This window comes from Coleofasciculus sp. G1-WW12-02, assembly GCF_040219735.1.
In the GTDB taxonomy this organism is placed as follows: domain Bacteria; phylum Cyanobacteriota; class Cyanobacteriia; order Cyanobacteriales; family Coleofasciculaceae; genus Coleofasciculus.
Genome location: NZ_JAVJRX010000140.1, coordinates 1 through 20,575 on the forward strand (window position 1 = coordinate 1; position 20,575 = coordinate 20,575).

General features: G+C 45.7%; 21 protein-coding genes and 2 pseudogenes. 12 read left to right on the forward strand and 11 right to left on the reverse strand.

What is annotated here, in order from left to right; all coding sequences use genetic code 11:
* Positions 1 to 614: 614 nt before the first annotated feature.
* The 3 genes from RID09_RS22600 to RID09_RS22610 all read left to right on the forward strand — a co-directional run bounded on the left by RID09_RS22600 (position 615) and on the right by RID09_RS22610 (position 2,926).
* Positions 615 to 1,664, forward strand: a complete 1,050-nt coding sequence (locus RID09_RS22600; protein ID WP_446338168.1) for a leucine-rich repeat domain-containing protein — start codon at positions 615 to 617, stop codon at positions 1,662 to 1,664.
* Positions 1,665 to 1,849: 185 nt separating this feature from the next.
* Complete coding sequence (locus RID09_RS22605) at positions 1,850 to 2,236, forward strand: hypothetical protein (RefSeq protein WP_446338169.1); 387 nt, start codon at positions 1,850 to 1,852, stop codon at positions 2,234 to 2,236.
* A 96-nt stretch (positions 2,237 to 2,332) separates the two neighbouring features.
* The gene (locus tag RID09_RS22610) at positions 2,333 to 2,926 is read left to right on the forward strand and encodes an SH3 domain-containing protein (protein WP_446338170.1); all 594 of its coding nucleotides are present in this window, start codon (positions 2,333 to 2,335) and stop codon (positions 2,924 to 2,926) included.
* 321 nt (positions 2,927 to 3,247) lie between these two features.
* Here the strand turns inward: RID09_RS22610 and RID09_RS22615 are convergent, their stop codons facing one another.
* From RID09_RS22615 to RID09_RS22635, 5 genes and pseudogenes are all read right to left on the reverse strand, one after another.
* Entirely contained in the window at positions 3,248 to 5,041 is a 1,794-nt protein-coding gene (locus RID09_RS22615; protein ID WP_446338171.1) for a ribonuclease J, read from the reverse strand.
* Positions 5,042 to 5,527: 486 nt separating this feature from the next.
* Positions 5,528 to 6,412 carry a 4-hydroxy-tetrahydrodipicolinate synthase gene (dapA, locus tag RID09_RS22620; protein ID WP_446338172.1) on the reverse strand — a complete coding sequence of 295 codons (885 nt, stop codon included), beginning with the start codon at positions 6,410 to 6,412 and terminating at the stop codon, positions 5,528 to 5,530.
* 171 nt (positions 6,413 to 6,583) lie between these two features.
* The gene (locus tag RID09_RS22625) at positions 6,584 to 7,627 is read right to left on the reverse strand and encodes an aspartate-semialdehyde dehydrogenase (RefSeq protein ID WP_446338173.1); all 1,044 of its coding nucleotides are present in this window, start codon (positions 7,625 to 7,627) and stop codon (positions 6,584 to 6,586) included.
* A gap of 5 nt (positions 7,628 to 7,632) precedes the next feature.
* Positions 7,633 to 8,096, reverse strand: a pseudogene (locus tag RID09_RS22630) (RNA-guided endonuclease InsQ/TnpB family protein); the annotation flags it as partial.
* A 632-nt stretch (positions 8,097 to 8,728) separates the two neighbouring features.
* Positions 8,729 to 8,872, reverse strand: a complete 144-nt coding sequence (locus RID09_RS22635; RefSeq protein ID WP_446338174.1) for a hypothetical protein — start codon at positions 8,870 to 8,872, stop codon at positions 8,729 to 8,731.
* Positions 8,873 to 8,992: 120 nt separating this feature from the next.
* Here RID09_RS22635 and tig point away from each other — a divergent pair, with 120 nt between their 5' ends.
* The 4 genes from tig to RID09_RS22655 all read left to right on the forward strand — a co-directional run bounded on the left by tig (position 8,993) and on the right by RID09_RS22655 (position 13,622).
* Positions 8,993 to 10,456, forward strand: a complete 1,464-nt coding sequence (tig, locus tag RID09_RS22640) for a trigger factor (protein ID WP_446338175.1) — start codon at positions 8,993 to 8,995, stop codon at positions 10,454 to 10,456.
* A gap of 207 nt (positions 10,457 to 10,663) precedes the next feature.
* Entirely contained in the window at positions 10,664 to 11,383 is a 720-nt protein-coding gene (gene clpP / locus RID09_RS22645; protein WP_446338176.1) for an ATP-dependent Clp endopeptidase proteolytic subunit ClpP, read from the forward strand.
* Positions 11,384 to 11,393: 10 nt separating this feature from the next.
* Positions 11,394 to 12,734: an ATP-dependent protease ATP-binding subunit ClpX gene (clpX, locus tag RID09_RS22650; protein ID WP_446338177.1), complete on the forward strand. Its 1,341-nt coding sequence runs from the start codon at positions 11,394 to 11,396 to the stop codon at positions 12,732 to 12,734.
* A gap of 33 nt (positions 12,735 to 12,767) precedes the next feature.
* Entirely contained in the window at positions 12,768 to 13,622 is an 855-nt protein-coding gene (locus RID09_RS22655; protein ID WP_446338178.1) for an alpha/beta fold hydrolase, read from the forward strand.
* 293 nt (positions 13,623 to 13,915) lie between these two features.
* Here the strand turns inward: RID09_RS22655 and RID09_RS22660 are convergent, their stop codons facing one another.
* The 3 genes and pseudogenes from RID09_RS22660 to RID09_RS22670 form a co-directional block, all read right to left on the reverse strand.
* Complete coding sequence (locus RID09_RS22660) at positions 13,916 to 14,122, reverse strand: hypothetical protein (RefSeq protein ID WP_446338179.1); 207 nt, start codon at positions 14,120 to 14,122, stop codon at positions 13,916 to 13,918.
* A gap of 17 nt (positions 14,123 to 14,139) precedes the next feature.
* Positions 14,140 to 14,235, reverse strand: a pseudogene (locus RID09_RS22665) (hypothetical protein); the annotation flags it as partial.
* Positions 14,198 to 14,575: a leucine-rich repeat domain-containing protein gene (locus tag RID09_RS22670; protein WP_446338180.1), complete on the reverse strand. Its 378-nt coding sequence runs from the start codon at positions 14,573 to 14,575 to the stop codon at positions 14,198 to 14,200. The pseudogene RID09_RS22665 and the gene RID09_RS22670, both read right to left, overlap by 38 nt.
* 169 nt (positions 14,576 to 14,744) lie before the next feature.
* Here RID09_RS22670 and RID09_RS22675 point away from each other — a divergent pair, with 169 nt between their 5' ends.
* Positions 14,745 to 15,143 carry a DUF1622 domain-containing protein gene (locus RID09_RS22675; protein ID WP_446338181.1) on the forward strand — a complete coding sequence of 133 codons (399 nt, stop codon included), beginning with the start codon at positions 14,745 to 14,747 and terminating at the stop codon, positions 15,141 to 15,143.
* Here RID09_RS22675 and RID09_RS22680 read toward each other — a convergent pair.
* On the reverse strand, positions 15,129 to 16,163 hold the full coding sequence (locus RID09_RS22680; RefSeq protein ID WP_446338182.1) for a glutathione S-transferase family protein: 1,035 nt from the start codon (positions 16,161 to 16,163) through the stop codon (positions 15,129 to 15,131). The genes RID09_RS22675 and RID09_RS22680 overlap by 15 nt on opposite strands.
* 252 nt (positions 16,164 to 16,415) lie before the next feature.
* Between RID09_RS22680 and RID09_RS22685 the strand changes: the two genes are divergently transcribed.
* Entirely contained in the window at positions 16,416 to 16,697 is a 282-nt protein-coding gene (locus RID09_RS22685; RefSeq protein WP_446338183.1) for a hypothetical protein, read from the forward strand.
* 162 nt (positions 16,698 to 16,859) lie between these two features.
* On the opposite strand, the gene RID09_RS22690 is transcribed toward RID09_RS22685, so the two are convergent.
* Both RID09_RS22690 and RID09_RS22695 read right to left on the reverse strand, forming a co-directional pair.
* The gene (locus RID09_RS22690) at positions 16,860 to 17,348 is read right to left on the reverse strand and encodes a DUF3368 domain-containing protein (RefSeq protein WP_446338184.1); all 489 of its coding nucleotides are present in this window, start codon (positions 17,346 to 17,348) and stop codon (positions 16,860 to 16,862) included.
* Positions 17,345 to 17,605, reverse strand: a complete 261-nt coding sequence (locus RID09_RS22695) for a UPF0175 family protein (protein ID WP_446338185.1) — start codon at positions 17,603 to 17,605, stop codon at positions 17,345 to 17,347. Before RID09_RS22695 ends, RID09_RS22690 begins: the two co-directional genes overlap by 4 nt.
* A 79-nt stretch (positions 17,606 to 17,684) precedes the next feature.
* Here RID09_RS22695 and RID09_RS22700 point away from each other — a divergent pair, with 79 nt between their 5' ends.
* From RID09_RS22700 to RID09_RS22710, 3 genes are all read left to right on the forward strand, one after another.
* Positions 17,685 to 17,855, forward strand: coding sequence for a hypothetical protein (locus RID09_RS22700; RefSeq protein ID WP_446338186.1), 171 nt, complete (start codon positions 17,685 to 17,687; stop codon positions 17,853 to 17,855).
* A 538-nt stretch (positions 17,856 to 18,393) separates the two neighbouring features.
* On the forward strand, positions 18,394 to 20,112 hold the full coding sequence (locus RID09_RS22705) for a diflavin flavoprotein (RefSeq protein ID WP_446338187.1): 1,719 nt from the start codon (positions 18,394 to 18,396) through the stop codon (positions 20,110 to 20,112).
* Positions 20,113 to 20,154: 42 nt separating this feature from the next.
* Positions 20,155 to 20,532 (forward strand): GxxExxY protein, encoded by a 378-nt coding sequence (locus RID09_RS22710; protein ID WP_446338188.1) that lies wholly within the window; start codon positions 20,155 to 20,157, stop codon positions 20,530 to 20,532.
* The last annotated feature ends 43 nt before the right edge of the window (positions 20,533 to 20,575 follow it).

The following is a 20,575-nucleotide window of genomic DNA, read 5'->3' on the forward strand; positions in this document are numbered from 1 at the left end:
CCCACTCAGTTAGTTCTCTCCGTGCCGGAGCAAAAGGGGCAAGCCTTCGCCTCTGCCAAACTGCTGTACTCGACTCATAGCCAAAACGAGGCGAAGCCTTCCCCCTTCATCGGATTTCCACGACCCCTGAATCCTTACGATAATTGTTGATTTATCCCCATTATCAAAGCTAGAGTGCTGATTTTCATGTTGCCAGAGGCTGAACTTGGGGGCACCAGTAATCTAACTGAAGTTCAGTTCACTCGCAGTAGCGGTGTCCGTGACACCACTTATAAGCATAACTCATTAAGGTTATCAGGTTAACTGATAGTTGAGGAAGCGATCGCAAAATCTTCGGGATTGCTCTGGTATCGGCGATTCATCGATATCCGCTCCATGGGGTCAGGTTGCCTCTGCTCAATCCCCTATCTGCCTATCTGGTAGTCACTCATCTGAGATCGGCAAAGGAATGCGATCGCGCCAGCTACTTTTTGCATAAATCTGAAATCGAGAGGCAATACGCACGATGGCTACACCGATACAGACACTGAGGAGGATTGAACCTAAAATCAGTATTTTGGATCGCCGAAACCTTTGATATACCCTAGGGTGGGCAATGCCCACCAGCCTTAACCATGAAATCGACTAACGCCGTTGTTCTGATCACAAGTGTCTTCATGTTCAGTGTCTGGGGATGGGGAATCACTCAAGCCGCCGAACCCAGTCTGGGGAGTTCTTTTCGGGATTTTTGTCTTCAAAAAGAAAGTTTGTCAGCCGAGACGAGAAAAACGGTGGAGGTGCTTTTAGAAGCAGCAGGCACGAGTGATTGTGAACTAGCTACTAAAAATCTGTCAAGTCGTACTGAGCTTTACCTAAACAGAAACAGAACAGGAATCAGTGACCTGAGTCCTTTATCAGGACTCACTAACTTAGAGGTGCTTTACTTAGATTACAACCAAATTACCAATATTAGTCCTCTAGCCGGACTCACTAACCTGAATACACTTGTCCTTAATCAAAACCAAATTAGCGATATTAGTCCTCTAGCCGAACTCACTAACCTTGAGACACTTCAACTCATCAACAATAAAGTGAAAGATATCCGTTCTTTAGTCGGATTAACCAGCCTGAGTTGGCTTCTACTTGATGACAACCAAATCACCGACATCCATCCACTAAAAGAACTCAAAAACCTTGAGACAGTAGTCCTTAACAACAATCAAATAGCTACCGTCCACCTCGTGAAACTCACCAACTTGAAAGAGCTTCACCTTAGCAATAACCAAATCACCGATATCACTTTAGCAGAACTTCCCAATCTTTATTGGCTTAGTCTTAATGATAATAAAATCAAATATATTAGCTTTCTAGCGAGACTCACTAACCTTCAGACACTTCAACTTGATGATAACCAGATTGCAGATATTAACCCATTAGCGGGACTCACTAACCTCAAGTGGCTTGCCCTCAGTGAAAACCAAATTACAGATGTTAGCCCGCTAGCGGGACTCACAAATCTGGAGATGCTTCTGCTCAACAACAATCAAATCAAAGATGTCAGCCCTCTATCAGGACTCACAAATCTGACGATGCTTTTTCTTGAAGGCAATGAGATTTCTTTGGATAGCTCCGCTAATGCACAACCAACTTGCCCAGTCAGTCCCCCAGATATTTGCCAATTTTGAAAACGTAGCAAGAGTGTTATTTTGACTCAATCTATGTCTAATCAAAATGAAGTTTTTGAAATTCTGAAGGGATTTCTGTTACTTCTACTCTTTTATCTCTGTGCTGGTCGGAGCCAATAATAGCATTACTCCCATCTATGGCTACTGAATTACCAAATCGGTAGGTAGAACCCATAAATTTTTTAATGAAGTTATTAGTATTCTATAAAGTTATTTTAGAAATAACATCTCGTAAAAAAATACATTTTTTTGGACTTTTATCGACAAGCTATCTCTGGCAGCGAGAGCAAGCGCTTGAACTTGCCGAGCTGATCCGTAGTTTTCTGAATACATCTTATGGAAAACCACTTCAGCAGCAAGTTTCTAATAATCTAAAGCAAAAGTGGAATGTAGATGGAGAAATTCCCATAAAAATTTTACAACATACTCCGACTCACTTAACTCTTAAAGACCAAAGCAAATGGATTTGGGCAGTGAAATTGATATCTAGTCCCTTTTTGATTCTTGGTGGTTTTGGACTCTTCTTATGCATTACTGAAAAAACTTATCCCAGTTTATTTATCATTTGCTGAGCGTTTCAACAAAAAGTTCACCTCCTTCAATTACCAGGAAGGTTGACTCCCCGTCAGAACCCAAACAAACCCGATTCAAATAGTTGAGTTATTCCGATGAAAAGTTTAACAGTTTTTTGGGCAACAATTACGATGATTTCTGTATCGGCTTTAAGCTTACTATCTCGGGCAGATACTCCCGCTTACTGTGATTTTTATCCCATCGGGGAAGATAGGGCATCCTCTAGTATGCCCTGCATATTTTCCCAACACCAAGGTTTTATCGCGATTGCCATAAACGGTGATGTCTTGTACGAATTTAACCCTGTGGGTAACTCTCCTGGCAACTATACAGATGCGGCTGGCGATGCTGTCTATCGGCAGGCAGGATTAGGCAGTCGGGGTCTGATTTTCCAACTCCGCTACGAAAAGATATACGTGTATTGGTTTCCAGATACTCGGATTGGCACCTTAAGAGGAAACAATGTTGGATCGCGCATTAACCTGCGGCAGCAGCCCACCCTTAACTCTGGCACGAATGGGTATGGACTCGTGGGCGATCGCGTCACCGTTTTGGAATGTCGCCAAGACAACGACACACTGGGCAGCAACCTCAACTGGTGCAAGGTGCAGTTTCCCAAGTCCACAGAGATCGGCTGGATTCGTAGCGACTTTATTATCTTCCCCGTAGAGATTGAACGCTGGAGTTGATTTGAGGGAGAAGGTGATCACTGTCCACTCTTGAATCTTTTGGCTATTGGGACAATGGCTCTAGCGTACTTGAACAATTTAACGCAGCAGGCTGTATTGCCGAAGAATTTAAATAACAAAAGCTGTCGATTAATTGAATTTTTTGATAATGTTTCATCTATCTATCAATTGGGTTGATGTGAGGGAAGTCTCAATGCCTAAAAGAATAAGTTAGGTTTCCTGCGTCAACCCAACCTACAAAATACCAACCCAATCAGACTTGATGGCATCCTATCAACATTGTAGAGACGTACCATGGTACGTCTCTACAGTCGGAATAATCTAAGAAGCAGCCTTAGCTGCTGTACGCTGACGCCGACGTCCTACCGTTTTCACAGGAGCTTCCTCTGGATTTTGTAGTAAGAAAACCACTAGAGGACGGCTTTGAAGTTCGCGGCGAGTTAACCGTTCTATATCCCGCTCAATTTTCTGTTGCAATCCTGTCCAGTCAATTTCTGGTTGTTTTTTGTCATCAAAGGATTTGGCAAAGTCTGTCCACCCATCGCTCAATGTTCGTTCAATCGTCTTAATCACTAACTGCTGAAGCAAGGATTTCTCCACACTGGCGACCACACCCCGCAGGTGTATTTCCGGTTGGGCGAGGAGTTTACCCTCCCAACTTACGGCGGCGGCGACAGTCACTACACCATCTCCTGCAAGCTGCTGACGTTCCTTAAGCACTTCATGATGCACGATACCTGATCGATCCACTAGCTCAATACCAGAGGGGACTTGACCGACAACGCTAATACTATCCTCGGTTAATTCCACCACATCCCCGTTATCGGTAATCACAATATTTTCTGCTGGTATACCCATACTTTGTGCCATTTTCCCATGTTGGATCAGCATCCGATGTTCCCCGTGAACGGGCATGAAAAACTTGGGTCGCGTCAAGGCGAGCATCAGCTTATGATCTTCTTGAGCGCCATGACCCGAAACGTGAATCCCTTGATGGCGTCCATAGATCACGTTTGCCCCTTGCATCATCAGGCGATCAATTGTATTTACAACGGCGATTGTATTACCGGGAATGGGATTAGCAGAGAAAACAACCGTGTCACCTTCTTGAATTTTCAGTTTCCGGTGTTCTCCTTTGGAAATACGGGTGAGAGCAGCCAGGGGTTCACCTTGAGACCCAGTGGTTAAAATTAACACTTTTTCTGGGGGTAAACTATGGGCGGCGTGGAGTGGCTCAAATAAGCTATCGGGACATTTTATATACCCCAGATTCCGAGCTTGAGCAATAACATTGAGCATGGAACGACCGACAACCGACACCACTCGGTTTTGTTTTTGTGCCAGATTTAAGATGAGTTGCACTCGATGAACCGATGAGGCAAATGTGGTGACCAGGATTCGTCCCGGTGCTTGGGAGAAAATGCGATCCAGGTTGGGATAGACGGACGCTTCGGAAGGGGTGTGTCCGGGAACTTCAGCGTTGGTAGAATCGCTGAGGAGACAAAGCACTCCTTTTTCACCGTGTTCGGCTAACCTCTGGAGATCAAAGTATTCACCATCGACCGGGGTATGATCAACTTTAAAGTCTCCGGTGTGGATAACAACCCCAACGGGCGTGTGAATCGCTACGGTAAAACTATCGGCAATGGAGTGAGTGTTGCGAATATATTCAACCATAAAGTAAGAACCGATCCGCACCATGTCACGAGGACTAACCGAATTTAACTTTGTGCGATCGGCAACTCCTGCTTCCTCGAGTTTGCCTTTCAGCAGCGCCATCGCCAGTCGAGGTCCGTGAATGACGGGAATATCAAATTGCTTCAAGTGATAGGGAAGTCCACCAATATGATCTTCGTGACCATGGGTGACAATCATGCCCTTGATTTTATGGCGATTTTCCCGCAAATAGGTCATATCGGGCAGAACGATATTAACCCCGTGCATTTCATCATTAGGAAATCCTAATCCTGCATCCAAGAGAATAATTTCATCGTTGAACTCGAAAATACAGGTATTTTTGCCAATTTCATGCAGCCCACCTAAGGGAATTATTTTTAGAGCGGCTGAAGATTTATTACTAGTCAATTTGCCTCCTTTGAGATTTCTATTTCTCATTAATTACAACGTTAAACCTGAATTGAAAATTGCCGTTTTTTAGAAAATAAATTTTGGGCAATAAACTAATCTTAATCTAATCTAGACTAACTCAAGTTTGTTAGAAGTGGTAGTCATTCTTATTCGAGTTATGCGTGAACCTATCGAAAAGAAAGAACATAAGATCTGATCAATAATTGAAAACGGCTATCAAAAACCGACATGAAAGAACAAGAGGTTACCATTCAAAACGATATCCTTGGCTTAATGCCTGCTGTCATGAATTCAACTGGACTAACAAGTCGTTTTATTATGAAAACTGAGCTTGTTTCTAGAGTTTATCGATAAAAATATGGAATTATCGATCAATGATCACTCTAGCACCTCAATGGGCAAGGGGCAGATAATAGGCTACTTTAGCCAAACAATTAAGAGCCGTTCATAGATAAATGTTTTGTTTTATTTTAAGGGCAATTTAACTCTCCTAATATGAACATTGATGAGAATTTATAGTAAAGAAAGCTCTTGGAGAACCGTCTTGACTTGTTGTTGCAATTCCATAGGCAGATCACTCAATGGTGGACGCGGTGAACCGACATCCCATCCTTGGAGTTTTAATGCAGCTTTGAGTGGAATAGGATTGGCAGTACAAAACAAGACTTTAAATAAAGGAAAAAGCTTTAAGTGAATGTCTTTGGCTAGGTCTGTTTGACCCGCTTGGAAAGCCTGGATCATCTGCTGGAGTTCTCGACCAACTAGATGGGAGGAAACACTGACTACGCCACTTGCCCCTAGTGCTAATAAAGCTAAGGTAAAGGAATCTTCTCCTGAGTAAATGGCAAAATCCGGTGGTGTTAAACGTCGCACTTGACTGCCTTGCTCGAAGCTGCCACTTGCCTCTTTAATCGCTACAATATTGGGAATTTCCGCTAAACGGGCAACGGTTTCCGGTTGGAGGTTTTGACCCGTGCGGCTAGGTACATTATAGAGCATCACAGGCAAGTCAGGACTGGATTTGGCAATTGCCTGGAAATGATTATAGAGTCCCTCTTGTGGGGGTTTATTGTAATAGGGAACGACTTGTAATGAACCATCTACCCCTAGTTTAGCGACTTTTTGGGTAGCTGAGATCGCTTCTTGGGTGGAATTTGACCCTGTGCCAGCAATTACCTTGGCTTTACCCGCCACCGCTTTTTGCACCACCTGAAATAACTGGCACTCTTCATCCCATGTCAATGTCGGTGATTCACCCGTCGTACCACAGACGACGACGGTATCGGTACCCTGCTGTACTAAATGAGCCGCTAATTCCTCAGCAACCTGATAATTCACACTGCCGTCTTCTTTAAACGGCGTAATCATTGCCGTTAATACACGTCCAAAATTGACCACCCTTATTTCACTCCTCTTTGGTCATTAGTTATTGGTCATTGGTCATTAGTCATTAGTTATAAGCCATTGGTCATTAGTTATCGAGCTAAGCAACTCTCAACTAACGACAATAGACGCACAACTGCTTTGCCACAGGATTGAACAAAGGACAAATGACCAAGGACAAACAAATTAATAAGCCATCATTGCTGTTGCTGGCTTTAACCAATTCCGTTCCACCAACAACTCGGCAATTTGTACGGCATTCAAAGCTGCCCCTTTGCGAATTTGGTCACCACTCAACCAAATCTCTAATCCACACGGATGAGACAAGTCTTGTCGAATGCGTCCCACCAGTACATCGTCCTTACCCGTAGCATCTATAGGCATGGGGAAATAATTCGCCTGCCAATCTTCCACCAGTCGCACTCCCGGTGCATTGGCAAGTAGATCCTTGGCTGTGGCGACAGACATAGGTTGAGCAAACTCTAGATTAATCGCTTCTGAGTGAGCTCGCAGCACAGGAACTCGAACACAAGTAGCGCTGATTCGGATCTGGGGATCATTGAAAATCTTGCGGGTTTCATTAACCATTTTCATCTCTTCCTCACAATACCCCTGATCATTCAACGGAGAATTGTGGGGAAACAGGTTAAACGCCAAGGGGTAGGGAAAGCTTTCCGTTGGTGGCGTTTGCTCCTGCAAAATTGCCTGCGCCTGTACTTTTAGTTCTTCCATCGCCCGTCTACCTGCACCGCTAGCCGATTGATAGGTAGCGGCAATAATCCGTTGGACGGGTTGCACCCGATGCAGAGGCCAAACGGCTACTGCCATTAGTATTGTCGTGCAGTTGGGATTGGCAATAATCCCTTTATGCTTCGCCGCCGCTTCCGGATTGACCTCAGGAATAACCAGTGGTACATCAGGATTCATGCGAAAAGCACTGGAATTGTCAACAACCACAGCTCCCTGCTCAACTGCTTTAGATGCCCAAGCTTTAGATGTTGAACCACCAGCCGAGGCTAAAACCAAATCCACCTCTTTAAATGAATCTTCCCCCACGGCTTCCACCGATAGGGATTCGCCTCGAAACTGGAGAGTTTGTCCCGCCGACCGGGGTGAGGCTAAGAGTTTTAGATGGGTAAGGGGAAAGTTGCGGGTTTCTAGTAATTCCAGTAACTCGGCGCCGACTGCACCCGTTGCGCCCAGTATAGCAACGCGAACTTGACTAGACAAATGATCTACCTCCAATTTTTTTTAACACATCGATCCTGTTGAGAGTGATTTAACTGAGCCAGAAAGACCAAGTGAACTACCCAGCGCTCACCCTATCGGGTATAGCATGGGCTTCTGATTTCATTGGGGAATGCCTTAGTTTAGTACAGACCCGCCATGGCGCGTCTGTACGTCCACGCTTCGGTCTTATTTCCCCTCCCTCAGCACAGACGGCTGTCCCATCCGCCTGTATTATTCTGATGCCTTCAGCTCCGATATTTGCTGAAGCGTTACCATCTCTATCATGGTGAGTACCACAACCAGGGCAAGTCCACTCCCTCACTTCTAGCGGCATTTCATCAACCTGGTAGTAGCAGTTTGAACAGAGTTTAGAACTGGGAAACCATCTATCAATCTCTACCAAGACCTTACCCTCTTTCTCTAGTTTGTACGATAGAAAATTGACAAACATCCCCCACCCAGCATCCGATTAAGGAAATTATCTAATCTATATCCTGACAAAATCCATAAGATTTTAACAAAAAAGATGTTTATCTGTGATAACACGATAGACCTAGGTTCGCGCCAATTGACTGAGATATTGCCGTTGGCTTGCCCTTAAAGGGACAGATTAACGATAACAGTTCTCGTTCGGACTTGATGAGTAGGCTAGCTCAATGCATTAGTACAGGGTGACATAGATAACTCATTCGTCAAAATTATTTCCCAGCTTCCAGACGAAGCCGACTACGTCTGCTGGAGAAGGCTGCCCCAGTTCTCCCGGCTTCGACAGTGGAAAACGTCTGCCGAGCTGGTCTAGAGGGTAGATTCGCTGCTGTAGACGCTCTGAATGTACTATCATCAGATACGGAAACCCCTCCAGACAGACTCCATCTATGTCTCTTTTATACCCTGAAACAATGACTAGAACTCAAATTAACTAGTTGTCAGACTAGCATATCATGAGGTGTTTGGATTAGCCTGTGACAGCTCTACACACTGACTCTTACGAGTACAGCGTGGGCTTGTAGAGGAGCCTTTGTCATTAGCCTGAGTGTTTCGCTCTCTTACACAAGCACGCTCGTTATCCCAGGATAGATACTTGGTGAACGTACAGACTGTCTATGTTTGGTCGGGAACTTGTTCCAGTTTTGAACAATACGGTTCTTTGATTTTACATTCGGCGCTGTGGAGAGGGGAAGTGTTGAGAACAGAAAACTTAGGGATAACATGGGCGAGGAACACCACATCCATTCTGGATGCCATGCCACTATGATTGGCATTACTGGCGATTTATCCCACCTCTGCAACAGCAGTAGGGCGTGGGAAACCTATCGCCGGATTCGCTAAAGAGCTAAAATTCAGTTGTCTCCAAAAAAAGCGTCAATGAAAGTTACTCAGGAAAAACTCCCCAAGAGCCAACTCGGTCTGGAAATTGAGATTCCCGCCGAAACGACCAAGAAGGTCTACGAGAAGGTCGTGCAAAATCTTGCCCGCTCTGCCAACATTCCTGGGTTTCGCAAGGGAAAGGTGCCGCGTCAAATTTTGCTCCAGCGCCTCGGTCCGGGACGGATCAAAGAAGCCGCGCTGGAAGATTTGGTACAAAATAGTTTACGGGACGCCCTGAGCCAAGAAACCATTGAGGCACTGGGCAACTATAAGTTGGTTTCCACCTTTGAAGAACTGCTGAGTCAGTTCCAGCCGGGACAACCGTTAACATTCTCGGCATCGGTGGATGTGCCTCCAGAAATCAATTTGGGAGACTACAGGAATCTCAGCGTCAAAGCCGAAGAGGTTAAGTCAGACCCTGAGGCGGTGGATAAATTTTTGGCAGAACGTCAGGTTCAGCACGCCACGCTGATTCCCGTCGAATCGCGCCCCGCCCAAATGGGTGATGTGACGGTTGTGGATTATAAGGGTCGTTTGACACCTGAGGGAGAGGAATCTGTTGATATTTCTGGCGGTGAGGCGACTGACTTTCAGCTGGAACTCGAAGAAGGACGGTTTCTGGCTGACATTGTGCAGGGAATTGTGGGCATGACACCGGGGGAAACCAAAGAGGTGCCGGTGACGTTTCCGGAGGATTATCCGCGAGAGGATTTAGCCAGCAAGAGTGCTGTCTTTACTCTTACCCTCAAAGAACTCAAGGAAAAAGAGTTACCCGAACTCGACGACGACTTCGCCCAAGACATTAGCGAAGAGGAAACCATCAGCGAATTGCGCGACTCCTTGGCAGAACAATTTACCGAAAAAGCCGAGCAAGAAACCAAAACCAATAAAGAAAACGCTCTGATCGAAGCGCTGGTGGCACAAGTTGAGATTGACCTACCCGAAACCCTGATTGAGCGGGAAGTCCAGACGATATTAACCCAGACTGCGATCCAGATGGAGAACTACGGGATGGATCTGCAGAAAGTGTTTACAGCGGAAATGATGCCCCAACTGCGTCAGCGTTCGCGTCCCGATGCGATCGCACGCCTGCGCCAATCCCTTGCCCTTGAGGAACTGGCTAAACGGGAATCACTTACTGTGGATGATGAACAGATGGATGCCAAATGTCAAGAAGTGATGAAACAATTGGCAGGGCAAGATGTCGATCCGCAACGCTTGCGGGAGTACGTTAAAGCCGATTTGCTCAAAGAGAAAGCCCTTGAATGGTTGGAAGAACACGCTACCATTGAACTGGTTCCTCAAGGCTCACTAGCGACAGAAGAAACAACGGATACACCGGAAACTATCTCTGAGGCAAGTGAAGACGCCGCCGATCAGCCTGAAGCCACGGCTGATCAAGACAGCGAGGAAACATCACCCACCCCTGATGCTTCTGAACAAACGGCAGCGAGCGAATAAACTTGGGGTTTGGGGAGTTAACCCAGACAAAGCAGGAGCTCTCAGTCTTGGGAAAAAGATTTAATCGCCAACCTCAGCACTTATTGATGTTGCTAAGGCATAATGGTGAGTAGAAGTTAACGTGGGTTAACTCCCGCCCAATGTGTTCAAACCTGCCTGCCGGGAAAAACATTCACTTGTTGACACCAATACTTTACTCCTTGTTCTATGCTGCAATCCCAGTTCCCTGACCACTCATTTACAAGCTGGAGTTCCCCGGAAATTGACTCGGTTAGTACAAACAGTCATTCAAGCAACGTCGTACCGATGGTGATTGAACAGTCTGGCGTAGGGGAACGGGCGTTTGATATTTACTCGCGGCTACTGCGGGAGCGGATTGTGTTTCTGGGAACAAGAATCAATGACGTGGTGGCTGACTCGATCATTGCCCAGCTCCTGTATTTAGAAGCCGAAGATCCAACCAAGGATATCCAAATTTACATTCACTCCCCCGGCGGACCTATTCTCGGATTAGGGGGAGTGATTGCTGGGATGGCAATTTATGACACAATGCAACAGATTCGTCCCGATATTGTCACAATATGTTTTGGTGCGGCGACGGATATGGGCGTGATTCTGCTAACGGGAGGAACACCCGGAAAACGCATGTCCCTGCCCAATGCACGGATCATGATCAGCCAACCGCTAGGCGGCGCCCAAGGACAAGCCGTTGACATCGAAATCCAAGCCAAGGAAATTTTATATCATAAAAATCAGCTCAATGAGCTAATGGCGTATCATACAGGTCAACCTTACGAAAGAATCGCCACGGACACTGAGCGCGACTTTTTTCTGTCAGCAGCGGAAGCCAAAGAGTATGGTTTAGTTGACCAAGTTATCTCGCGAGAGAATCTCAAGAGCGACGCCACCGTCACTTCTATTAAGTAAGAGGCTCCTTATGTCTAAATACGACTCCCATCTAAAATGTTCATTTTGTGGCAAGTCTCAAGAGCAGGTTCGCAAGTTAATTGCTGGACCGGGAGTCTACATTTGCGACGAATGTGTAGATTTGTGTAACGAAATTTTAGATGAGGAGTTGCTCGATTCCAGCGCTCCGGCTCCCCAGCAAGTTCCCCGCTCGGAACCCCCACAAAAACGTCGCACTCGCACATCAGCTTTGTCACTGAATCAGATTCCTAAACCTCGGGAACTGAAAAAGTATCTTGATGAACATGTCATCGGTCAGGATGATGCTAAAAAAGTCCTCTCTGTAGCTGTTTATAACCACTACAAGCGCCTAAGTTTTCTCGAAGCCAAGGCAAAGGGTAAAGCTGGGGTAGACGATGCGGTGGAACTGCAAAAGTCTAATATTCTGCTCCTCGGACCCACTGGTTGTGGTAAAACATTACTGGCTCAAACCTTAGCGTCTGTACTCGATGTCCCCTTTGCTGTCGCCGATGCAACAACGCTGACGGAAGCCGGTTATGTGGGTGAAGATGTGGAGAACATCTTACTGCGGCTGTTGCAGGTGGCGGATTTGGATGTTGAAGAAGCGCAACGGGGAATTATTTATATCGATGAAATCGATAAAATTGCCCGCAAGAGCGAAAATCCTTCGATTACGCGGGATGTTTCTGGGGAAGGGGTTCAGCAAGCTTTACTGAAGATGCTAGAGGGAACCGTTGCCAACGTGCCACCTCAGGGCGGACGTAAGCATCCCTATCAAGACTGCATTCAGATTGACACAGGCAATATATTATTTATCTGTGGTGGTGCCTTTGTCGGCTTAGAGAAGGTGATTGAACAGCGTTTAGGGAAGCGCTCAATCGGCTTTATTCAACCGGGAGAAGGTCACTCGAAAGAAAAACGTGCGGCGGATTTACTGCGACATTTAGAACCCGATGACTTGGTGAAGTTCGGGATGATTCCGGAATTTATCGGTCGTATCCCGATCGCGGCTGTGGTTGATCCTTTGGATGAAGAAGCTCTGATCGCGATTTTGACTCAGCCGCGCAATGCTCTGGTGAAGCAATATCAGAAATTATTGAAGATGGATAACGTGCAGCTTGGGTTTACTGAAGACTCGCTGCGAGCCATTGCTCAGGAAGCGTATCGGCGAAAAACGGGAGCGCGAGCGCTTCGGGGTATTGTGGAAGAGTTGATGCTAGAGGTAATGTACGAATTACCCTCGCGTAAAGATGTGACTCGCTGTACGATTACCCGGGAAATGGTGGAGAAACGTTCGACAGCCGAACTGCTGGTGCATCCGTCATCCCTACCCAAGCCGGAATCGGCATAAACTTATCAGTGGTGGTATCAAAACGAATTAAGAATGCCTCTAGTTAACGTTCGCGGCGTCGATCATTACTATGAGTGGATTGGTGCGTCTCAGTCGTTGGATGATAAGCCTGTAATGGTTTTCATTCATGGGTGGGGCGGTTCTGCTCGGTATTGGCAAAGTACGGCTGAGGCGCTGTCGGATCAGTTTAATTGTTTGCTTTACGATTTGCGCGGATTCGGGCGATCGCGGCTTCCTCTAGAACCCGTCGGGTTACTCTATGAAATGGAGGACTATGCCCAAGATTTGGCAGCGTTGTTAGAGAAGCTCGCTCTCAAGCGCGTCTATATTAATGCTCATTCTATGGGCGCATCCGTGGCGACGATGTTTCTCAACCGCTATCCGGAGCAAGTGGAACGGGCAATTTTAACCTGTAGCGGTATTTTTGAATACGAGAAAAAATCCTTTGCCGCTTTTCATAAATTTGGCGGTTATGTGGTAAAGTACCGCCCACGCTGGTTTTTACGCATTCCCTTTGCTGGGGCGTTATTTATGGCGCGATTTTTACATCGTCCTCTACCGGGAACGGTGAGTCGGGCATTTTTGGAAGATTTTATCATGGCGGATTATGATGCCGCCTTGGGGACGATGTTAACGTCGGTGAGTAAGTATGCGGCGGAGGTAATGCCATCGGAATTTGCCCAGTTAACAGTACCGACGCTATTAGTGGCGGGGGAATATGATCAAATTATTCCCTCTGCCTTAGGACAACGGGCAGCCGCTTTGAGTGACAAGGTGGAGTATTGGGAAATTCCAAATACGGCTCATTTCCCGATGTTGGAAGCCCCGGATGTTTATCTCAAAGGGGTGCGGCAATTTTTAAAGGGTGATCAAGAGATAAAAATTTGACAATACGCGATGTAAAAATTGTTGTAGAGACGTTCCGGCGGAACGTCTCTATTATTAGGTGCGGTCGCTATATCAATAAACGTAACGTTACTTTACGCCATCAATAAGAGTGAGTTATGAGAATATAGGGCTTTATGAAGAGCGGGTTTTTCAGGGAAATGAGCGGATTATCTCGCCAATGCTGCCAGATTTGGAGTTAATGACTGAGATGGTACTGAATGCGGGAGGATGAGATGAGGAATTGCTGTGATCAATATTGCTATAAATCCAGCTTGTATCGGTCGGTTGATTGGCTAATCCATTCTGGCATCTCTCTTGTTTGATTCTTCGATAAATTTAGTTGTCTCAGCCTCGATATAAAAGTGTTTTTGGCAATACTTTCTGGTATCTATCTTATCTGATTGTTCGATAAATATAGCTCTTTCAGGCTCAGCATGGAAGTGCTTTGAATAATACATTTTGGCATCTCTCTTATCTGATTGTTTGATAAAATAAGCCACCACCGGTTAGTGAGTTTGGTAATAAATTCTGGTATCTCTCTTATCTGATTGTTCGATAAAATAAGCCATTCTAGGTTAGCGAGTTTGGCAATAGTTTCCGGTATTTCCCTTATTGTTGGCTAAATTCAGCGATCGCAGATTCGTGAGTTGGGAAATTCCTGCGGGAATCTCTGTTAGGTGACTATTGGCTAAAGTCAAGGAGTGCAGATTCGTGAGTTGGGAAATTCCTGCAGGAATCTCTGTTATCTGATTGTTAGCTAAATTCAGCGATCGCAGATTAGTAAGGTGAGCAATTTCATCAGGAATTTTGGTAATACGTTTGTTTGACAAATTTAGTTCCGTTATTCCCTGGTGGATAGCTTGAGTAATAATTTTGAGTAATTCTGCACGAGTTAGTCCGCCCACTGTATCAATTAATACATTATTCTGTTCATATTCTTCTTGGTTAGTCATGCTGTTATAACATCAGTATTACCCGTGAAACCCTCGTTCTATCTAGTTTATTTCTGGCATCTGCCTCAAATTAGATAATACCCCTTGGAGCCTCTCCTTTTCTAGATATTGGTATACTACCCACAGGCATGAGCCACGTTTTGACCTGAATTGACCTAGGCACATTGATATGGAAACACTGGTAAGAAGCTTAAATAGCATTGTTGTAAATATCTGCCAATTGCTGGCACTTTTTGTGATTTCCATTGGTATCATCAAAGCCTTATTTATTTTTCTCAAGCACAATCTGATCAATTTTCAATCCGCCACAGCGTTCCAAGAAAGTCGCCTGCAAATGGGTTACTCATTCTCCTTGGGATTAGGCTTTCTCATCGGTGCGAGTATCCTGAAAACAACGATCGCGCCGAAATGGAATGATATTGGACAGCTAGCGGCGATTATCGCGATCCGAACTGTACTAAACTATCTATTGCTACAAGCGATAACCAACAGTTCCGAACCCATGGAAAAGTCCCCAGACAGCCAGGATGCAGACAACTCAAAGCTAGTCAGTTCAGTTGATCGCTGATACTTTACCAACCATCTCCCGATGATGGGCTTCCAGAAGATTGGACACATCGGGACCACTGGGGATAATTCCGCCGGGATTCAGCGGAAACAAATTCCCATAATAATCTCGCTTAACACTCTCCAAATCACAGGTATCCGCAACCCCCGGAAGCTGATACAAATCGCGCAGGTAAGGACCTATGTTTTGATAGTCTTTAATCCGGCGACGGTTGCACTTAAAAAGTCCATAGTAAACAATATCAAAACGGAATAGGGTTGTAAATAGACGCACATCTGCCAACGTCACTCTATCCCCACACAAATAGCGATTCGTTTCTAATACCGCATCAATTTCATTGAGTGTGGTAAACAGTTCATCACAGGCTTGATCATAAGCTTCTTGAGATTGGGCAAAACCGCAGCGATAAACCCCATTATTGACCCTGTGGTAAATCTTATCATTCCACTCAGCGATCGCGGACTTCAGATCCTCTGGATACAAGTCAAGTACGGAATTTTGGGCAAACTGATTAAACTGAGAGTTGAGCATAACAATAATCTCTGCACTCTCATTATTAACAATCGTCTTTGTCTGGTTATCCCACAAGACTGGCACCGTCGAACGTCCACTGTAACCGGATTGGGCTAACTGGTATAATTCCGGCAAGGTGTGACAGCCTTCTTCGGGTTTCTCAAACACCCAGATTCCCTGATCTGAAGATGGCGAGACAATAGACACTCCGATAACCTCATCCAATCCCTTCAGCGCCCTAACAACAAGCGTCCGATGCGCCCAAGGACATCCGAGTCCCACAAAGAGAGTATAGCGCCCTGGGGCGGGTGGATAGGGATTTCCAGCATCTGTACCAATCGTCTGTCTAAACTGACTCTCTGGGCGAATGTATTCTCCCTTTTTGCTGGGTGGTGCCAGTTTGGACATCATAATCTGCCACATTGTCGTCCAGACAAACTTGCCAAACCGAATAATCACGGTTGACGGGAGAGATTTTCCTTTAGGTTTCCAAGAAGACGTTGCCATGAGTAGAGGATTGAGCTTTATCCTTACTTTATCGAATAGCGGTGATTAACAGCGATCGCACCCAGGAATGATAGTCTAGCTACTGTTGGGTTTTCCTGCTGATACCAACTTGCAGTCAAAGAGGTAATCTGTCATGGTTCGCCAAACCCAGTGTAGCGAAGTATCTCGGAGATTCTTCCCTTCGCTGAGAATGACACGAACGCAACTTGGGATGATTACCCAACACAAAAGCACACCAGACAAACGTTAGATATGGCTAACATCACCATCCAATCCGCCACTGAACTTGACAACGGCTGGTCTTTTCAGGTGAAACTAGAAAACAGTCGCGAGTATAACTACGACGTCACCCTAAATCAGTCAGACTATGACCAATGGTCTCAAGGTAAAGTGTCACCTGAACAATTAGTCGAGGCGGCGTTTGAATTCCTACTGGAACGTGAACCCGCCTCGTCTATTATGTCAAAATTTGATTGTTCCGTAATCCGCCGCTATTTTCCAGAAGTGGATAGCGAGTTACCGAAGAAACTTTAACGGTTAAAACTCAGGCTATTCATCATGTAGAGGAGCGATCGCTCTTTTCACTCACTCTGTTATCCCTTAACTCCTGCCGTATACGACAGAAGATTCCAAGCTTCCATAAATGCCTGATAATCTGCTGTCTATAATCTCTGTTTAATTAATTCTAGCATTAATTTACTCTCCAACCCGGTTCAGCGCTTCTTGATAGAGCGATTGGCTGAGGCGAAATTTACCTTGATTTTGTAAGGCGTCTAGTTGTTCCTTTAGAGTTATAATCAAACCCTGTTGTTTCGCCCAAATTAGAATTCCCACCGTACCTAATACAGGTAAACCCATTTGCCGCGCTACTCGCCGTGCGTTCTTCTCATCTAGTAAAATAGTGTCTACAGGGTTTTCAGCAAAAAGAGCGATCGCTTCAGCTTCCCCTTCATCCAGTTCTATCCTTAACAGCGATATTACAGAAGTGTTTGTCACTTGACGAATAGTCAGCCATGATGCTGAAGCCACATCCTGTGCGCCGGGTTGTCCTTTTCCAGTTTCGACAACTTCTCTCCAAACGGCTTGAGGGAGAAACACACCATCAGGAAATCGCTGGTGCAACAGAGAAAGCTGCCCAATTGTACTTAGGGCAATTAAAATTGAAGAATTGGTAACGGCTCTCAACCCAAAGACTCCAGTGTTTCAAGGTCTGCTTCCAATTCTTCTAGATCATAGCTCCGTTCAATCCTTTCTTGACCTAACAACTCGTGAAATTGCCATTTAGTCATTTGTGCGAGTTCTCGGGCTTTACCGAAGGATAGTATTCCCTTTTGGTATAATCGGATGGCGAGTTCCTGACGCAGACGGGGAAGGCGTTCGGTTGGTGGTACTCGCAACGCTTCGGCAAGGTTATCGGGAATTTCTAGAGTTAGTTTGGTCATAGTAATTATCTAATTTTGGCATTCTTCCTTAATTCTACCTATACTAAAGAGGTACTGCATAAATCCCCGTAACTATAACATGGAATTCAGTAATTTTAGCTCTTTTGATCCCCTGAAGGTTAAACTTACTGCTGGTACAGAGGCTCAAGCCAATGCACTAAGAAGAGAAATTGAAAATATTTTGAAATCTTACGTCGGTTGGTATGACCCCTTTTGTGAAGCAATTCAAAATGCTATAGATTCTGTTTAAAAGCGCAGTAAACTCGGCGAAGACAATTATCAGCCTTCGGTCTGGATTATCATTAACATACAGCATTATAAAATAACTTCTCTTTTAGACAAAAATAACTTAGATCTTCGGCAGTATCATGGTGTTACGCACACTATAACTAGCTTAAGTACAGGACAGTTAGAGATGGAACTCATAGTTATTGAAGAATTAATACACTATCTAAATGCTCCTGATGAAACACAAAAACAACAAGTTAATAAATATGAAGATGAATATTAATTTCCAAAAATAATTACACTTTCAGGAAAACAATTGAGACAATTACATTTAACAATTGCCACTTCATACAAGTCTAGGCATTGTGATACTCATTGCTGACTCTGAATCAGTACCAAGGAAGGTTGACAAAGCGGTAACGATCATCTTTCACAAGGTTTATAAGTATTTCTACTCAGAACCTATAAGGATTTCTGATAAAGCCTCTGGGGTTAATCGTGTAAAAATGAAGAAAAAATAAATCTTTTAATAAACGTTGCTGATACAGGAGTCAACATCAATGGTAGTACTCACCGATCGCACCCAGAAGCGCTTAACCATGCAGACGGGCGAAATCGCGCCAGATACAACGGCTATCCGTTCCCTAGATTGGGATCGCGATCGCTTCGATATTGAGTTTGGGCTGCAAAACGGCACCACCTATAACTCGTTCCTGATTCGGGGTGAGAAAATTGCTCTGGTGGATACCTCCCATGAAAAGTTTCGTGAACTTTACTTAGATACCCTCAAGGGACTCATTGAACCCAGCCAGATTGATTATCTGATTATTAGCCACACTGAACCCGATCACAGTGGCTTAGTCAAGGATATCGTCCAACTCGCACCAGAGATTACCGTCGTCGGCTCAAAAGTGGCGATTCAATTCCTGGAAGACTTGGTGCATCAACCCTTCAAACGGCAAATCGTCAAAAACGGCGATCAACTGGATTTAGGTAAAGGGCATATCTTGGAATTTGTCAATGCCCCCAACCTACATTGGCCCGACACCATCTTCAGCTACGATGCCGGAACCCAAGTGATGTTTACCTGTGATGCTTTTGGGATGCATTACTGTTCTGATAGCACCTACGACGAAGACATGAGTGCCATAGAAGCAGACTTCCGCTTCTACTACGACTGCTTAATGGCACCCAATGCCCGTTCCGTTCTCTCCGCCCTGAAACGGATGGATAAACTCCCAGAAGTAACCACCGTCGCCACGGGTCATGGTCCCTTGTTATCTCATCATGTCACCGAATGGTTGGATCGGTATCGGCGCTGGAGTCAAGCCCAGGCAAAAGCAGAAACCTCTGTGGTAGTCTTTTACGTATCCGATTACGGATATAGCGATCGCCTCTCCCAAGCGATTGCCCGAGGCATCACCAAAACAGGGGTGGGTGTGGAAATGATGGACTTAAAATCGGCTGATCCGCAAGAAGTCCAGGAAACCGTGAGTCGCGCCGGGGGAATGGCGATCGCGATGCCTCCCGCCTCCAATAAAGCCGCCACCGCCGCTGTGAGTACCATCCTCGCTGCCGTAAAATCAAAGCAAGTCGTGGGTATCTTTGAATCTTATGGGGGGGATGACGAACCCATTGACCCCCTGCTGAGTCAATTCCGCAACCTGGGACTCAAAGAAGGATTTGCCGCGATTCGGGTCAAAGAAACCCCAACCGAAGCCACCTATCAACTCTGCGAAGAAGCCGGAACCGATATGGGGCAACTCCTCACCCGCGATCGCGAAATTAAGCAACGTAAATCCCTGGATAGTGATCTCGACAAAGCCCTAGGACGGATCAGCGGCGGACTCTATATTATTACCGCCCAAAAAGGTGACATTAAGAGTGCCATGTTAGCCTCCTGGGTATCCCAAGCCAGCTTCAAACCCCTCGGCTTAACCATCGCCGTCGCTAAAGATCGGGCGATTGAGTCGTTAATGCAAGTTAGCGATCGCTTTGTGCTGAATATTCTAGAAGAGGGCAATTATCAGGCATTAATGAAGCACTTCCTCAAGCGGTTTCCCCCTGGTGCCGATCGGTTTGAAGGGGTGAAGACGCAAACAGCGACGAATGGATCGCCAATTCTCACTGATGCGTTGGCTTATGTGGAATGTAAGGTCGAAAGTCGGATGGAGTTGAGTGACCATTGGATTGTATATGCCTCCGTTGACGCTGGACGAGTGTCTAAGGCGGATGCGTTGACGGCGGTTCACCATCGCAAAGTGGGGAATTACTATTAAAACGCAGAGGTTCGCAGAGGTCAACGCAGAGGGGCGCAGAGGATGACTGAGAATGAGGTGTCGGGGAAGATCATTGGGTTGGCGATGAAGGTACACACGGCGTTGGGACCGGGTTTATTGGAGTCAGCTTATGAAGCCTGTTTGAGGTATGAACTGAACAAGGCTGGCTTAAACTTTGAACCTCAGAAACCATTACCGTTAGTCTATGAAGAGATTCGTCTTGAATGTGGATATCGAGTTGATCTCCTCGTCGAAAACAAAGTCATGGTTGAACTCAAAGCCGTTGACGCCCTGCATCCCATCCACACCGCCCAACTCCTAACCTACCTCAAACTCTCCCACCATAAACTCGGACTCCTAATCAACTTCAACGTCATCCATCTCAAAGACGGCATCAAACGAGTCGTCAATCACCTCTAACCCCCTCTGCGAACCTCTGCGCTTCCCTCTGCGCCCCTCTGCG

Coding starts and splice junctions, on each gene's coding strand:
- RID09_RS22600 (WP_446338168.1), top strand. CDS start 615: ATGAAATCGACTAACGCCGTTGTTCTGATCACAAGTGTCTTCATGTTC.
- RID09_RS22605 (WP_446338169.1), top strand. CDS start 1,850: ATGAAGTTATTAGTATTCTATAAAGTTATTTTAGAAATAACATCTCGT.
- RID09_RS22610 (WP_446338170.1), top strand. CDS start 2,333: ATGAAAAGTTTAACAGTTTTTTGGGCAACAATTACGATGATTTCTGTA.
- RID09_RS22615 (WP_446338171.1), bottom strand. CDS start 5,041: ATGAGAAATAGAAATCTCAAAGGAGGCAAATTGACTAGTAATAAATCT.
- RID09_RS22635 (WP_446338174.1), bottom strand. CDS start 8,872: ATGGCATCCAGAATGGATGTGGTGTTCCTCGCCCATGTTATCCCTAAG.
- tig (WP_446338175.1), top strand. CDS start 8,993: ATGAAAGTTACTCAGGAAAAACTCCCCAAGAGCCAACTCGGTCTGGAA.
- clpP (WP_446338176.1), top strand. CDS start 10,664: ATGCTGCAATCCCAGTTCCCTGACCACTCATTTACAAGCTGGAGTTCC.
- clpX (WP_446338177.1), top strand. CDS start 11,394: ATGTCTAAATACGACTCCCATCTAAAATGTTCATTTTGTGGCAAGTCT.
- RID09_RS22655 (WP_446338178.1), top strand. CDS start 12,768: ATGCCTCTAGTTAACGTTCGCGGCGTCGATCATTACTATGAGTGGATT.
- RID09_RS22670 (WP_446338180.1), bottom strand. CDS start 14,575: ATGACTAACCAAGAAGAATATGAACAGAATAATGTATTAATTGATACA.
- RID09_RS22675 (WP_446338181.1), top strand. CDS start 14,745: ATGGAAACACTGGTAAGAAGCTTAAATAGCATTGTTGTAAATATCTGC.
- RID09_RS22680 (WP_446338182.1), bottom strand. CDS start 16,163: ATGGCAACGTCTTCTTGGAAACCTAAAGGAAAATCTCTCCCGTCAACC.
- RID09_RS22685 (WP_446338183.1), top strand. CDS start 16,416: ATGGCTAACATCACCATCCAATCCGCCACTGAACTTGACAACGGCTGG.
- RID09_RS22695 (WP_446338185.1), bottom strand. CDS start 17,605: ATGACCAAACTAACTCTAGAAATTCCCGATAACCTTGCCGAAGCGTTG.
- RID09_RS22700 (WP_446338186.1), top strand. CDS start 17,685: ATGGAATTCAGTAATTTTAGCTCTTTTGATCCCCTGAAGGTTAAACTT.
- RID09_RS22705 (WP_446338187.1), top strand. CDS start 18,394: ATGGTAGTACTCACCGATCGCACCCAGAAGCGCTTAACCATGCAGACG.
- RID09_RS22710 (WP_446338188.1), top strand. CDS start 20,155: ATGACTGAGAATGAGGTGTCGGGGAAGATCATTGGGTTGGCGATGAAG.